Genomic DNA, 13,512 nt, shown 5'->3' on the forward strand with positions numbered 1-13,512 from the left:
ATGGCTTGTAGCGTTTCTCGTCTACGCTGCTTCGATGGAGCCCGGGTACGCCCCGGGGATGTCCCACCTTTAACGGCTGAATACAGTGACGCTACCTGAGCCATTGTTTGACTACGAAGCCTGCCTGTTCGCCTGCGCCCGCGGTGAACGGCAGGCGCTGGTTGCCCTGTATGCCCAGGAAAGCGCACGACTGCTCGGTGTTGCCAGGCGCATTGCCCGCGACAACGCTCTGGCCGAGGACATCGTGCATGACGCCTTTATCAAGATCTGGACGCGCGCTCCCAGTTTTGACCCTCAGCGCGGGTCGGCACGGGGCTGGATTTTCAGCGTGACACGGCATCTGGCTCTGAACTTCATGCGCGACAATCGCCTTGAACTTCAAGTCAGCGAAGACAGCGAACTGGCACTACAGCCCCTGGCCGCCCTCGATGGCAGTCAGGCGCAGGATGCCCTTGAATGGCGAACGGGCTCCGAGCGGATTTACGGCTGCCTCGAACAACTCGAACCCGCTAGGCGTACGTGTATCGTGCATGCCTACGTCGACGGTTATACCCACGCCGAAATTGCAGAAAAACTGGCCACGCCCCTGGGCACGGTCAAAGCCTGGATCAAACGCAGCTTGAGCGCCTTGCGCGAGTGCATGGGATGACTTTCAAACCTGAAGACAACGACCCGGCCGATCTTGATGCATTGGCGGGCGAATACGTGTTGGGAACCCTGGACGCGCAACAGCGACGCTCAGTCGAGCAGCGCCTGGCCCATGAAGCCGACCTGCAAGCAGCGGTGCAGCGCTGGGAAGCGCGCCTGTTGCCACTCAACGACTTGGTGCCCGCACAGACGCCATCCAGGCAGCTGTGGCCTCGAATCGAACGCAGTCTCAACGCACTGAATGTTCCTGTACCCCGGACTCAGGCCAGCACATCCTGGTGGAACCTGCTGCCATTATGGCGCGGCCTTTCAGCGGCGGGCCTGGCGGCAACTCTGGTGCTGGGGACGGTGTTATTGACCGCAACCCCGACAGCGTCCCCGCCTGCTTACATGGTGGTACTGGTGGCACCGCAAAATCAGGCACCGGGCTGGGTGATCCAGGCCAGTAACCGCCAACACATCCAGCTTATCCCCTTGGGCATCGCACAGGTGCCCAGCGACAAGGCGCTGGAGTTCTGGACCAAGGGCGATGGCTGGGATGGCCCCGTGTCCCTGGGGCTGGTCAAGCCAGGACAAACCTTGTCATTGCCACTGGATCGCTTGCCACCGCTGGAGCCCAATCAACTCTTTGAGCTGACCCTTGAAGGTCCCAACGGTTCGACGACTGGAAAGCCTACTGGCCCGATTCAATTTATCGGCCGTGCCGTCAAAGTGATTTGACGGCCTTGCTTCTCGCCCGGTAATGACGTGCCACGGCCACGGCAACCATCAGCGCAATGACCCCTAGCGCAATCGGCAAACGATACGGTTTGAGGTCGCCCAGCATCCCTTCCAGAAACTCCCCGGCCCAATACCCGCCGCTGGCAAACAGCGTTGCCCATACGGCAGCGCCCAACGCGTTGATGCAGGTGAATTTCAAAGGCGAAACCTTGCAGGCCCCAATCACCATCGGCCCGACCAGCCGCATGCCATAGAGAAACCGCACCGAAAAAATCGATACCGCAGGATGCTGATTGATCATTTGAGTGACCCGGTCGATGACAGCCTGCTGCTTGTGCAGGCGCGGTAGCAGGCGAGCGCCGAAATACCGACCGATCCAGAACAGCAACTGATCACCCAGCATCCCCGCCAGACTGGCGTAACCAATCACCGGCAAGAGCTTGAGCACATGCTGGTGCGCGGCCATCCCGCCCAGCAGCAGGATGGTTTCACCCTCCAGCAGACACCCGATGAAAATGGCCAGATAACCATAGGTTGCCAGCAAGTAATTGAAGTCGATGTGTTCGAACATGGGTGCTTTATAGCTCCATTGAAGGTCTGGGTGTTACGGCGTCCCTGCGACTCAATCTATCACGCAGCCACTCAGTGCCGATGTCGATGATGAATATCCGGAAAGTGCGGGTGACTATGACTGATCACGTGATGTTGATGGGCATGACTATGGGGGGCGTTCCCGGTGACGTCTTCATCATGTTCATGCTGATGATGTTCGTCGTGGGCATGCCGATGGGTGTGCTGCAACGGCTGATGCAGATGGACATGCTCATGGCGCTCGGTCAGGTGCAGCCAGACGCCAAACATCATGAACGCCGCCGCGACCCAGAACAGCACCGACACCGACTCACCCAGGACCAGGATAGAGATCGCCGCGCCCAGGAAAGGCGCTGTCGAGAAATACGCTCCAGTCCGCGCAGCCCCCAGGCCACGCAATGCCAGTACAAAAAGCACCAGACTGACGCCGTAGCCCAAAAAGCCGATCAGCAATGTCGGGCTTAGCACCGCAAGTGGCGCAATCTTTGCGCCCATCATCAGCGCGATCGCGCAGTTCACCAGCCCTGCGAACAACCCTTTGGCCCCTGCAATAAACAGCGCGTCCGAGGCAGACACCTTGCGCGTCAGATTGTTGTCAATCGCCCAGCACAAACAGGCAAACGCGACGGCCAGCGGCCCGAGCAAGGAGAGCGACATATTTGACGCCGTACCTGAAGGCCAGGACAACACAACTCCCCCGGCGATAATCGCCAGCATGCCCAGCACAATCCTCCGATCGGCGTTTTCCTTGAACACCACCCACGCCAACAGAGCAGTCAGCACGGGTTCAAGATTCAACATCAGCGACGCGGTCGCGCCACTGGTCAGGGTCAGACCGAACATCAAGGCCACAGGCCCCAAAATCCCGCCAAACACAATCGCCCCGCCCAACCAGGGCCACTCGCCGGCACTCAAGCCCGACGGCTTCCAGCCTCGATCGCGAATACAGCGCACCAGCAGCAGCCCCACCCCGCTGCCCAGATACAGCAAACCCGCCAGCATCACGGGTGGAACCTCGGCCCCCAGTACCTTGGCCAGAGGCGTACTGGCCCCAAACAGCGCCGCTGCAGCCAATGCGTAAACCACACTCGTATTCATCACATCCACTTCTTTAATCGTCGTGCATGCAGCCTAGACCAGCCCCCAAGAAACGGCCGTCTTAGCGGCACAAACCTTGGGGCGTTCGGTATATCTATGATTTTCCGAAGGTTTTACTCAGCCGTCAGGCAAAAAAATGTACCTGATTGAACGCTATCGAACTTGCCTCATCGGCGCAGGCTCTATATATTCGTCCACCTGTCACGCAGGCTCTTGAGTACTTTGACTTCTAAAGCACCTTCCTTCCTGACACGCTTCACAGCGCTACCGCCCGAATGGCGAAACTGGTAGACGCATGGGACTTAAAATCCCCCGCTCGTAAGGGCGTCCCGGTTCGATTCCGGGTTCGGGCACCAAACAAATCAAGGGCTTGCATGAGATTCTTCGTGCAGGCCCTTTGTTTTTGTTCCGTAACAGCTCCCTTTTCGACCCTCCCCTGGCGTCCAGCCAACCTACGAAAATCCGTTTCCCCATCGCCTGCCAGACTGCTCCTTCAAATAGGATCACTTATACCGAACTCTGGCCTGAAGCTGGCTGTCGCTCGCCTTGCCGCCCGGTATCGTTTTGCGAGAGAACATCCGCCGATACTCTGAAGGCGACGTGCCAAGCTGAGCGCCAAATTGTTGCCTCAAGGACAAGGGGGTTCCAAAACCGGCCTCGCCGGCAACGCATTCAATCGGTAAATCCGTCGTTTCAAGCAGTTCCTGCGCCCTGACGACTCGCTGAGCATTCAACCATTTAGAGACGGTACTGCCAGTGGCCTCCCGAAACCGCCGGGTAAACGTACGCCTGCTCATTTTCGCCCTGTCTGCCAGGGCGTCGAGCGATAGATCACTGGCCAGGTTCACTCGAGCCCACGCCAACACATCGGACAAATGAGTCTCGCTAGAGAGTTTGGGCACAGGATGCTCCACGTATTGAGCCTGACCTCCCTGCCTGTGCGGTGGGGTCACCAACATCTTCGCGGTGCGATTCGCCACATCAGCTCCGAGCCGCTGGCGTACCAAATGCAGGCAACAATCGATTGCCGCCACCGTTCCAGCCGAGGTCATGATGTTGCCGTCACTGACATAGAGCACATCGGGCCTGAAGCCAACCTCTGGAAAGCGTCGCGCAAACTCGTCTCTGCCTGCCCAGTGAGTGGTCGCTTCTTTACCATCAAGCAGTCCGGCTTCTCCCAGTACGAATGCTCCCAAACACAACCCGACGATGAGCTTGCCTTGTGCATTCGCCTGCTGAAGGGCTCTCACAAGCGGTGTCGATGCCGCGACCAATTGTTCGCCCCACGATGGAATGACAATTACATCAGATGCCTCCATCAACTCCAGGCCATGGGCAACCGATAAGTCGATGCCTTGGTCGCAACTCACCATTCCAGGTGTCTCTGTGCAGTAGCTGACCTCGTATCGAGGTTCGCCAGGTTCGGATTGAGCCGTCCCCAACACCATTCCCGGCACCGAAAGATGGAACAGACTCACGCCGTTAAAAGCTAGAACAGCGACACGTATGGATTTCATCTGGCAGCCCCGATCATTTGGCCCGATTTTAACGAATTATGTCATTTAGGCCGCTATCAGGCTTCAACGCATTGGGCAAGAATGGTGTATTCGATGCATTTGCTGGATAACTGATTCAAACCCTGCTGGACGTTGGCAGAAGGCATCTTGCTTACTCGAATGCCGTCCCAGCTTTCACTACAACATCACATTGATAAATTGGAGATCGTTCATGAAACAAGGTCTTGTAGTAGTTGATCTGCAAAACGAATACCTGCCCACTGGCAAACTACCGCTGGACGGTATCGAGGCCGCTGTGGCGAATGCTCGTCGGGTCATCGACCATGGGCGATATAAAGGGATTCCTGTTTTTCACATACGGCATGAATCCGATGATGCGAATGTCCCGATTTTCGTCAAAGGCTCCAGCGGCGCGCAGATTCAGCCAGAGGTGGCTCCTGAAGGTGACGAGCCCGTGATTGTTAAAAAACACATCAATGCCTTCAGAGACACTGACCTCAAGAAGCAGCTGGATGCTTTCGATGTTCAGGATATCGTGGTGATAGGCGCGATGAGCCACATGTGCATTGACGCAGTCGTGCGTGCTGCAGCGGACATGGGCTATCCGGTTACTGTGCTGCATGATGCCTGCGCCACCCTGGATCTCTCATTTCACGGGGTGAACGTGCCTGCCGCTCAAGTGCATGCGGCGATGATGGCCGCCTTTGAGTTCGGCTACGCCACCGTTAAATCTGTGGACGAGTACCTCTCGGCATAAACGTGTAGAGCCTCAACAAAGCCCTTGTCAGGTTCTTGTGTGGCCGCACGGCCGGCAGCGCTCTCGGCTCACGACTCAACATCCTCCAGTGCCTTTGCTGCAGCAATGGCCTGGAGAACTAACCGTTCACAAGTGCGCAGGCTATGCAGGAATGACTCACTCGTTTGCGCACCAGGGTGTGCGCAAGATCTGCTTGCGACCTTGGTGGTCTCACCCTCTCGAGTTAGAGATGAGCTGCTCAATGAAAAACTCCAGCCCCCCTCTGGGGCTGCCCGGCAATGGCCAGGCGTCGACCCTCAGGGCAAGGCTCTGAAATGCCTTGGCGATCTGAGAGCGCGGAAAACTTTGATAAACGGCGCGTTGAGTCTGCACGGATTTACGCACGCATTCGTCATACGGAATCGCTCCCACGTACTGCAAAGAGACATCCAGGAATTGATCGGTAATCTTCGCCAACTTGGCGAACACGCTGCGTCCACCCTGGTACTCAGGCACCATGTTTGCCAAAACCCTAAAGCGGTTTATCCCGTAGTCACGATTCAGCAGTCTGATCAGTGCGTAGGCATCGGCGATAGACGCTGGCTCGTCACAGACCACCAGCAAGACCTCTTGAGAGGCCCGGGCGAAACTGATCACCGATTTACCGATCCCGGTCGCAGTATCAATCACCAGCACATCCAGACTGTCGGCGATGTCGTTGAAGGCCTGGATCAGGCCTGCGTGCTGAGTGGATGACAGGTTCACCATGCTCTCGACACCGGCAGAAGCCGGGACGATACGCACACCTCCCGGCCCCTGCACCAGTACATCCGATAACACACAACGACCTTCCATCAAGTCAGCAATCGTGTATCGGGGGATAACGCCCACTGCAACATCAACACCCGCCAATCCAAGATCACCATCGAGCAAGACGACTTGCCTTCCGCGACTCGCCAACGCCAAAGAAAGGTTCACTGCCACAGTCGTCTTTCCGACGCCCCCCTTACCACTCGTCACAGCGACAACTTGTACAGAGTGCGCAAGTTCCATGTCAGTTATCCCGCAGATGTCATGTCTTAAATCATTGATTACCCCATTAATAGTTAACGCAGACAATACTCACATAGCATTAGTAAATGACTGCATATCCTGGATAGAGAACGAGGACTTTCAGGTAGGCGACTTGCGCGCCAGGGCAGTTATGGACAAGCCTGGTTCGACGGTTTAACCCATTTCATGGATGCAAATCACTTTGGGCTGGGTCATGTCCTCATAGGCAAACCGCACACCTTCCCGTCCCAGGCTTCCGTATTTAAAGCCACCAAACGGCATGGCATCGAAACGATAATCCGAAGAGTCATTGATCATCACCCCGCCGGCTTCCAGTTGACGGGCCAGTTTCAACGCTTTGGACAGGTCACGTGTGAAGAGGCCTGCATGCAGGCTGTATTCAGGAGCGTTGGCCAATGCAACGGCATCCTCAAGCTGATCAAAAGGCTCCAGAATGACCACCGGCGCGAAGACTTCCTGCTGCCAGATCCTGCTGGTGTGGCTTACACACTCCAGAACGGTGGGAGCATAAATGCCCGCCTGGCGATGGTGGCCGCACAGCACAGCAGCCCCCTCGGCCACTGCTTCATTGACCAGTTGTTCAGTGCGACGAGCCGCCTGTTCCGTGATCATCGGGCCGACATCGGTTGCCCGCAGATCCGGATCACCAACGACCAATGCGCGGGCCTTGCTGACAAAACGCTCGCGGAATTGTTCGTATATTGAACGGTGCACAAGGATGCGCTGCGTTCCGATGCAGTTCTGACCTGCCGCCCAGAAAGCTCCGGAAACACACGACTCAACGGTGGGTTCAAGGTCACAGTCTTCGAGCACGAGGACGGGAGCGTTCCCTCCCAGGTCCATGGCCAATTTTTTCAAGCCTGCACTGCGAGCAATGGACTCCCCGGTTGCAAAGCCACCGGTGAAGGAAATCATCCGCACTTCGCGCAACTGCACCAGTGCTTTGCCCAGGTCGACGCCTCCGGTGGCCGTAGTGACCACGGACGGTGGCAGACCCGCTTGCACCAGGCATTCGACCAGCTTGAGCGCAGACAAGGGTGCGAGCTCTGAAGGCTTCAGGATCACGGCATTGCCACCGGCGATGGCCGGGCCCAGTTTATGGGCGACCAGGTTCAGGGGGTCGTTGTAAGGCGTGATCGCGACGATCAGCCCCAGCGGTTCACGGGTAAACCAGCCCTGGCGCGACTCGGAGCCTTCATAGGCTTCAAATGGAATGACCTCCCCTGCGTTGCGACGTGCTTCCTCGGCCGACAGCTTCAGGGTGTTTACACACCGCTTCACTTCTTTTTCTGCTTGCCTCAGGGTCTTTCCTGACTCTGCAACGATGAGTCTGGCAAAGGCTTGGGCGGCAACCTCTACACGCCGGGCCGCGTCCTCAAGGATACGTGCCCGCAGGTGTCTAGGCATCGCTGCACTCTCGCGCACGCCAACCCGGGCGCGCTCCAGCAAGCCAGGAACGGCTGTTGCATCGAGGCAAGGCACGCTTCCTACCAGGCGACCATCGAAAGGGCTGAACACATCAATCTGTTTGGCATCAACAAGCTGGATGCTGGCCATGCTGGATACGGTCATGACGTCTCTCCTGTTACTTGCTGCAGTGGGTATGGATGGCAATGATGTCGGACAGCAGCGCAAAAGCAGTCTCTATACGACCCGCTCCAGGGCCGCTGACCGTGACGGCACCCAGCAGGGCCGTGTTGAACGACACCGCGTTTATGGCACCCGAAATACCTGCCAGAGGGTGTTCATTGGGCAGCAGACGGGCTTCTACATTCGCCCGGACCGAACCATCGGTTTCGCGATGTGCAGAACCGATCAATTTCCAGCTGGCCCCATTGGCCGTTGCCTGAGCGATGTCCTGGGGGCTGATGCTGCTGATACCCGAGCAAGCTACGTCGCTGACGGTCAGTCGGGCATTGAGCAGTTCGTTGGCAAGGATCACCACCTTGAGGCGAACGTCAAACCCCTCCACATCGGCAGTCGGGTCGGCCTCGGCATAGCCAAGCTGTTGAGCCTGGGCCACTGCGTCGTTAAATGTCAGGCCGTCCTTCATGCGCGTCAGCACGTAATTGGACGTCCCGTTCAAGATGCCTTCAAAACCTTGAATACCTGCTCCAGCCAGCGCCTGAGTGGCCAGGCGAATCACAGGCGTACCGCTCATGACCGACCCCTCGTACTCGAAAGCAACCCCCTTGCGACGGGCCAGATCCTTTAGCTCGGCCCCGTGCAGGGCAATCGGCCCTTTGTTGGTGGTCACCACATGGATGCCGCTTTCCAGTGCCCAGCGACAGAACGTGGTCGCGGGCTCACCGTTCACAGGATTGGTGAAGGTGGCCTCGGAAATCATGTCGGCGCCGGAATGCTTGATGATGGTTTCGTTGAACGCCTCGGCACTGCCGCCTGGCAGTTGGGCGAATGCCCCCTTCTCAGCTGGCAGGGCGACCAGTTGCAGGGCATCCAGGCCTTGCCTGGCAACGATGGATCCCAGAAACAGGTCAGTGACGCCGACAATCTTGAGGGTAAAACCTAACGTGGTTTCCCACTCGGCGTTACGCTCTGCGATCAGTTGGGCCAGGCCGCGATTGACGCCACCAAAACCTACCAGGGCAATCTTGTATTCAGTCATGAAGCAGTCCTCTTGGATGTTGTTGTTCGACAGCAACATCGTAGGAGTCGGGCTCTGGCAGTTGAATATGGCAGAGTGCTGTATTTATTGGCCGTTTTGCGCCTATCCACTGCTGCTCAGTGGCCAGCGCCCGGATGCACCGTTGCGGGTGGTTTAAGAGATTGAGGGGGAATTAACCCGGCCCTGACACGCGCTTCAGGGCCGAGTTGCAAAGGGGGAAGCGAGGGATGTACAGGGAATGAAAGCAGTGCGTCTGCCGTGCTTAAAACACGGCCGAAAGGACAAATGAGGTGACGGTATTTTCCACCCCGGGCAGCGCCGAGATTTCCTTCCAGACGAGGTGGACACGCTCGGGAGACGCTGCATTGACTCGAAGCATCAAGTCAAACTCGCCACTCAGGACTTCACACTGAACCACTTCGGGGAGCGAGCGCAGCACGGCAAGTACGGCTTCTCCACGCATGCGGTCGTAGCGGTAGACAAAGATCACGGCACTGATCAGGGATGAAGGCCGTCGGGACTCGCCGAGCACTGTCGTATAGCCCTGGATGGCGCCGTCGCGCTCAAGGCGCTCAATGCGCTGGCGCACGGCATTTCGAGACAAATTGACCTTGGCACCCAGTTCGACATGGGCTATCCGGGCATTCGCGGTGAGTTCGGCCAGTATGCGTTCATCCAGCGGATCCAGAATGCGCTTCATGGGTACCTCTGCTGCGCTGACAAGAGTGCACGCTTAAGGCCGTCCAGGTCTTCCTTGGCCAAGCCTGGTGGCTGGTGACTCACCTCGCAGGTCGCTGGCACGTCTCCCTGCCACACACCCAGTTCGGCCAACAGGGCCGCAGATTTGCCCGGCGCGATTTGCCCGAGGGTCACCATGGGAGCTCCCAGACTGCGTCGATGAATGCGCCCGGCCAACACCCCCACCGCGGTCTGAGGATCGACTGCCGCCCCGGTCTCACGGAACAGTGTGACGACTTCCTCCCGCACCTGTGCTTCGTTCACGGCATAGGAGTCGAACAGAACTCGGGCCCGGAGCCATTGCTGGTTGCCGATGCTTAACTCACCGCAGTCTTCAAAGTGCTCCATGAGCGCTTTCGTTGAACGTCCATCTCGCTCATACAGCTCCCAGATGAAACGCTCCAGGTTGGAGTACAGAGAGAAATCCATCGACGGAGACAACGTGCGGTTGCTCACTTGAGTCGTATAACGGTTGCAATGAAAAAACTGGTGCAGTGCATCGTTGCTGTTCGTGGAGATGATCACCTGATTGATGGGCAATCCCATTTTCTGCGCAACGTAACCGGCATAGATCTCGGCAGAGCTGGCGGCGGGAACGCTGAAGCCTACGGGGCGCGTCCCGCCACCCAGTTGCAGGACCGCGTGAAAATAGAACACGATCTGTGCCAGGACTCCGACCCAGTTAGTGGAGTTGAAACAGATCGGTATCACCCCGTCCAAAGGCCAGTCACGCATGAGCCGCGAGACCAGCGTCTGGCAGTCGTCGAAGTTACCGTCGACCGCAAAAAGCTGGACCCGCTCGGGGTCTGCCGCCAGTAGCACAGCGAGTTTTTCGGCCGACACCCCACTGCGTGGATACAGTATTGCCATACGCGTGCACGGGCAGTCGGCAAACGCTTCAAGTGCAGCCAGCCCGGTATCCCCATTGGTGGCACCGATGATCAGCGCCTGACCACCGACTTCGCCCATGAAGTGCGCCACCAGGCGCGACTGCAGTTGCGCAGCGAAATCCTTGGAAGATTGGGTCGGGCCATGAAACAGCTGAAGTATCCACTCGTTGTGGCCAACCTGCTCAAGGGGCGTAATGGCGCGGTGGTTAAAGTTTCGATAGCTGTCGCTCAGCAAGGCGCGCAACGTGCTTTCGTCCATGGCAGCCCCCACAAACGGCGACACCACCCGCCACACCAGTTCGTCGAATGGCAGCCACGACCAGCTCGCAATCTGCTTCTCGGTGAAGACCGGCAACCCCGCCGGGACATAGAGACCGCCATCTTCGGCAAGCCCCGACAGCACCACACTGCGAAAGTCTGCCCTGACGTCACCGCCCCGTGTGCTTACGTAATGCATGTTGACTCCAGATCAGGATGATAAAAGCCGGTGGGATTGAGCCACCAGCCAGCTAGAAAAGATCGCGGCATCCGGCGAAAGAACCTCCGCCTGCTCACGCACCAGATAAAACGATTCGCTGGCCTCGATTCGATGACTGAAGGGCGCAATCAGGTGCCCACTCTTGAGCAAGTCCTCCACCATAGAAGACCGCGCCAAAGCAACGCCCTGCCCCAGTTCGGCCATGCGAATGGTGGACACCAGTGTGTCGAACTGGAGACCACGGGAATAATCGACATCGTCCGCGCCCACCCGCTTCAACCAGTAGCCCCACCCTTCCTCGTACCCCAGCACATGCAGCAAGGAATGGTGCATCAAGTCCCGAGGTTCACGGATGGGTGAACGGGCCATGAGCTCGGGTGAGCACACGGGCTGCAGGATGTCCCGGGTCAATCGCTGAGAGTGCAATCCCGGCCACTCGCCGCAGCCCCAGCGAATTTCCAGGTCATCCTCTCCGTCCGGCTCCTTCACCCAGAGATTGCTGATATACCGGATGTCGATCTGGGGGTAATCCCGACAGAAATCCGCCAGCCGGGGAGCCAGCCAATAATGAAGAAAGGACAGGCTGCCACGCACCTTCACGTGCCTTCGGTTGCGCTGGCCAAAAATCTCGTTTGTACCCACCGCCAGACGACTGATTGCGTCTTGCACCACCGGCAGGTAGGACTGTCCTTCTTCAGTCAGGCCAAGCCCCCGTGGCAGGCGCTTGAACAACGCGACACCCAGGTGACGCTCCAACTGACGGAGCTGCTGGCTGACGGCACCCTGAGTCAGGTGCAGCTCCTGTGCTGCATGGGTGAAGTTCAGATACCGCGCCGACACTTCGAATGCCCTCAGCCAGTTCAAGGGCGGTAGTGATTTTTGACTCATCGGCGCAACCTCATCAGTGCTTATTTTTGCTCAATCATCGCCTGAGCCATTCACGCTGCACCAGCGCAATGTGCAGCCGCTGCCAATGCCAGCCGCTCCTCGCGCTTCTTGCGGGTAATCCAGTAGACGAAGTAGCACCAGGCGATAAATGGAAGACCGAAGTAAAGCGCGACCCGCTGTTCAGGATCAAAGGCAATACCGACGCAGGCCAGCAAGCAACACAGCAACGCACCGAGAGGAACCCAGGGGTAACCGCGCACGCGAAACTGCAGGTCCTCGACGCGTCCGCCATTGGCAACGTATTGGCGTCGGAAGGCGATCTGGCTCGCCGCGATGCTCATCCACACGATCACGACCGCAAGGCCCGAGATCGACACCAGCGCCAGGTAAACCGTGTCGGGGGCAAGCACGCTGCTGAGCAGAGATGCCATTGCCCCCACCATGCTCAACACAATCGCGTTGACCGGCGTGCCTCGTTTCGACAGTTTGACGTAGCGTTTGGGCATGTGACCTTGATCACTCAACGTCCAAAGCATGCGCGAAGCGGCATAGAGCCCGGAGTTGGCAGCGGAAATCAGGGCGGTGAGAATGACAAAGTTCATGATGTCCGCTGAGTAAGGGATGCCTATCAGCTCGAACACCATCACAAACGGGCTTTCAATGACGCCCGCCTGCTCGCGGGGCAATAAGGTCGCCAGTACGAAAATAGTCCCCACGAAGAACAGCGCCAAACGCACCACCGTGGTACGGATGGCCTTGGGTACGCTTTTCTGAGGGTCTTTGGCCTCACCGGCTGCAATCCCGATAAGTTCAGTCCCGGAAAAGGCAAAGGAGACTGCCAGAAGCGTCATTGCAATTGGAAGGAGCCCCGTCGGGAACAGCCCTTCACGGGTAAAGTTCGACAGTCCGGCACCCTGTAAATGCTGGACCTGGAACAGGCCGCAAATAGCCCCGCCACCAATGGCGATGAAGGTAATGACGGTCAGCACTTTGATGAGTGAAAGCCAGAATTCGGTTTCTGCAAACAGACGAACAGAAACAACGTTGCTCAGGAACACCGCAATGGCAAACACCGCGCTCCAGACCCAGACCGGCGTGTCTGGAAACCACCGGACCATCAGGATTCCGGCTGCCGTGAACTCTGAGCCAATGGCGACGGCCCACGTGAGCCAGTACAGCCACGCCACCGTGTAGCCCGTGCCCGGGCCGAGGTATCGGGTGGCGTAGCTGCTGAAAGATCCGGTTTCTGGCATCTGCACCGCCAGCTCACCGAGACAGACCATCACCAGGTACACCATCACCGCACCGATGATGTAGGCAATCACTGCGCCGAGCGGCCCTGCCTGGTTAACGGTGTAGCCAGAGGTGAGGAATAACCCCGTACCGATTACACCCCCCAACGCCAGCATGACAATGTGTCGGGTTTCCATTTCTTTCTTGAACTTCAAGCCCGGATCGGACTGATCATTACTTGCCTGGATGGTCATGGCTTTATTCTCATGAAATGC

14 protein-coding genes and 1 tRNA gene are annotated in these 13,512 nt (G+C 57.8%); 5 read left to right on the forward strand and 10 right to left on the reverse strand.

The window, feature by feature from the left end; all coding sequences use genetic code 11:
• Positions 1–85: 85 nt before the first annotated feature.
• Together AC19YQ_RS12845 and AC19YQ_RS12850 are read left to right on the forward strand one after the other, a co-directional pair.
• Positions 86–649, forward strand: a complete 564-nt coding sequence (locus AC19YQ_RS12845) for a sigma-70 family RNA polymerase sigma factor (protein ID WP_133078007.1) — start codon at positions 86–88, stop codon at positions 647–649.
• Positions 646–1,368 carry an anti-sigma factor gene (locus AC19YQ_RS12850; RefSeq protein WP_326426928.1) on the forward strand — a complete coding sequence of 241 codons (723 nt, stop codon included), beginning with the start codon at positions 646–648 and terminating at the stop codon, positions 1,366–1,368. The genes AC19YQ_RS12845 and AC19YQ_RS12850 overlap by 4 nt, the downstream gene beginning before the upstream one ends.
• Here the strand turns inward: AC19YQ_RS12850 and AC19YQ_RS12855 are convergent.
• Together AC19YQ_RS12855 and AC19YQ_RS12860 are read right to left on the reverse strand one after the other, a co-directional pair.
• Positions 1,355–1,939, reverse strand: coding sequence for a VTT domain-containing protein (locus tag AC19YQ_RS12855; protein WP_133078005.1), 585 nt, complete (start codon positions 1,937–1,939; stop codon positions 1,355–1,357). The genes AC19YQ_RS12850 and AC19YQ_RS12855 overlap by 14 nt on opposite strands.
• 71 nt (positions 1,940–2,010) lie before the next feature.
• Positions 2,011–3,057 carry a DMT family transporter gene (locus AC19YQ_RS12860; protein WP_500595224.1) on the reverse strand — a complete coding sequence of 349 codons (1,047 nt, stop codon included), beginning with the start codon at positions 3,055–3,057 and terminating at the stop codon, positions 2,011–2,013.
• A 269-nt stretch (positions 3,058–3,326) separates the two neighbouring features.
• On the opposite strand from AC19YQ_RS12860, the gene AC19YQ_RS12865 reads away from it, so the two are divergent.
• Positions 3,327–3,413 (forward strand) — tRNA-Leu (locus AC19YQ_RS12865).
• 147 nt (positions 3,414–3,560) lie between these two features.
• Here the strand turns inward: AC19YQ_RS12865 and AC19YQ_RS12870 are convergent.
• Positions 3,561–4,574: a GlxA family transcriptional regulator gene (locus tag AC19YQ_RS12870; protein ID WP_500595225.1), complete on the reverse strand. Its 1,014-nt coding sequence runs from the start codon at positions 4,572–4,574 to the stop codon at positions 3,561–3,563.
• Positions 4,575–4,785: 211 nt separating this feature from the next.
• On the opposite strand from AC19YQ_RS12870, the gene AC19YQ_RS12875 reads away from it, so the two are divergent.
• On the forward strand, positions 4,786–5,331 hold the full coding sequence (locus AC19YQ_RS12875; RefSeq protein ID WP_500595226.1) for a cysteine hydrolase family protein: 546 nt from the start codon (positions 4,786–4,788) through the stop codon (positions 5,329–5,331).
• 210 nt (positions 5,332–5,541) lie between these two features.
• On the opposite strand, the gene AC19YQ_RS12880 is transcribed toward AC19YQ_RS12875, so the two are convergent.
• The 3 genes from AC19YQ_RS12880 to AC19YQ_RS12890 form a co-directional block, all read right to left on the reverse strand.
• Positions 5,542–6,363 carry a MinD/ParA family protein gene (locus AC19YQ_RS12880; RefSeq protein ID WP_500595227.1) on the reverse strand — a complete coding sequence of 274 codons (822 nt, stop codon included), beginning with the start codon at positions 6,361–6,363 and terminating at the stop codon, positions 5,542–5,544.
• A gap of 174 nt (positions 6,364–6,537) precedes the next feature.
• Positions 6,538–7,956: an aldehyde dehydrogenase family protein gene (locus tag AC19YQ_RS12885; protein WP_500595228.1), complete on the reverse strand. Its 1,419-nt coding sequence runs from the start codon at positions 7,954–7,956 to the stop codon at positions 6,538–6,540.
• Positions 7,957–7,969: 13 nt separating this feature from the next.
• Positions 7,970–9,010 carry a homoserine dehydrogenase gene (locus AC19YQ_RS12890; protein WP_500595229.1) on the reverse strand — a complete coding sequence of 347 codons (1,041 nt, stop codon included), beginning with the start codon at positions 9,008–9,010 and terminating at the stop codon, positions 7,970–7,972.
• Here AC19YQ_RS12890 and AC19YQ_RS12895 point away from each other — a divergent pair.
• Positions 9,009–9,167, forward strand: coding sequence for a hypothetical protein (locus AC19YQ_RS12895; protein ID WP_500595230.1), 159 nt, complete (start codon positions 9,009–9,011; stop codon positions 9,165–9,167). The genes AC19YQ_RS12890 and AC19YQ_RS12895 overlap by 2 nt on opposite strands.
• A gap of 105 nt (positions 9,168–9,272) precedes the next feature.
• Here AC19YQ_RS12895 and AC19YQ_RS12900 read toward each other — a convergent pair whose 3' ends face one another.
• Genes AC19YQ_RS12900 through AC19YQ_RS12915 form a run of 4 tightly spaced genes read right to left on the reverse strand, consistent with a single transcriptional unit; the run spans position 9,273 to position 13,491 of the window.
• On the reverse strand, positions 9,273–9,710 hold the full coding sequence (locus AC19YQ_RS12900; protein WP_133078677.1) for an Lrp/AsnC ligand binding domain-containing protein: 438 nt from the start codon (positions 9,708–9,710) through the stop codon (positions 9,273–9,275).
• A complete protein-coding gene (thrC, locus tag AC19YQ_RS12905) occupies positions 9,707–11,095 on the reverse strand; it encodes a threonine synthase (RefSeq protein ID WP_500595231.1) in 1,389 nt (462 codons plus the stop codon). Before thrC ends, AC19YQ_RS12900 begins: the two co-directional genes overlap by 4 nt.
• A gap of 12 nt (positions 11,096–11,107) precedes the next feature.
• On the reverse strand, positions 11,108–12,004 hold the full coding sequence (locus AC19YQ_RS12910; protein ID WP_133078675.1) for a LysR substrate-binding domain-containing protein: 897 nt from the start codon (positions 12,002–12,004) through the stop codon (positions 11,108–11,110).
• A gap of 50 nt (positions 12,005–12,054) precedes the next feature.
• On the reverse strand, positions 12,055–13,491 hold the full coding sequence (locus tag AC19YQ_RS12915; RefSeq protein WP_500595232.1) for an amino acid permease: 1,437 nt from the start codon (positions 13,489–13,491) through the stop codon (positions 12,055–12,057).
• Positions 13,492–13,512: the final 21 nt, after the last annotated feature.

Source organism: Pseudomonas sp. MF06569 (assembly GCF_059862735.1).

Excerpts from the sequence above, each read along its gene's own strand:
- AC19YQ_RS12885 (WP_500595228.1), bottom strand. The coding sequence starts at position 7,956 with ATGACCGTATCCAGCATGGCCAGCATCCAGCTTGTTGATGCCAAACAG.
- AC19YQ_RS12880 (WP_500595227.1), bottom strand. The coding sequence starts at position 6,363 with ATGGAACTTGCGCACTCTGTACAAGTTGTCGCTGTGACGAGTGGTAAG.
- AC19YQ_RS12850 (WP_326426928.1), top strand. The coding sequence starts at position 646 with ATGACTTTCAAACCTGAAGACAACGACCCGGCCGATCTTGATGCATTG.
- thrC (WP_500595231.1), bottom strand. The coding sequence starts at position 11,095 with ATGCATTACGTAAGCACACGGGGCGGTGACGTCAGGGCAGACTTTCGC.
- AC19YQ_RS12895 (WP_500595230.1), top strand. The coding sequence starts at position 9,009 with ATGAAGCAGTCCTCTTGGATGTTGTTGTTCGACAGCAACATCGTAGGA.
- AC19YQ_RS12900 (WP_133078677.1), bottom strand. The coding sequence starts at position 9,710 with ATGAAGCGCATTCTGGATCCGCTGGATGAACGCATACTGGCCGAACTC.
- AC19YQ_RS12870 (WP_500595225.1), bottom strand. The coding sequence starts at position 4,574 with ATGAAATCCATACGTGTCGCTGTTCTAGCTTTTAACGGCGTGAGTCTG.
- AC19YQ_RS12890 (WP_500595229.1), bottom strand. The coding sequence starts at position 9,010 with ATGACTGAATACAAGATTGCCCTGGTAGGTTTTGGTGGCGTCAATCGC.
- AC19YQ_RS12915 (WP_500595232.1), bottom strand. The coding sequence starts at position 13,491 with ATGACCATCCAGGCAAGTAATGATCAGTCCGATCCGGGCTTGAAGTTC.
- AC19YQ_RS12910 (WP_133078675.1), bottom strand. The coding sequence starts at position 12,004 with ATGAGTCAAAAATCACTACCGCCCTTGAACTGGCTGAGGGCATTCGAA.
- AC19YQ_RS12855 (WP_133078005.1), bottom strand. The coding sequence starts at position 1,939 with ATGTTCGAACACATCGACTTCAATTACTTGCTGGCAACCTATGGTTAT.
- AC19YQ_RS12875 (WP_500595226.1), top strand. The coding sequence starts at position 4,786 with ATGAAACAAGGTCTTGTAGTAGTTGATCTGCAAAACGAATACCTGCCC.
- AC19YQ_RS12860 (WP_500595224.1), bottom strand. The coding sequence starts at position 3,057 with ATGAATACGAGTGTGGTTTACGCATTGGCTGCAGCGGCGCTGTTTGGG.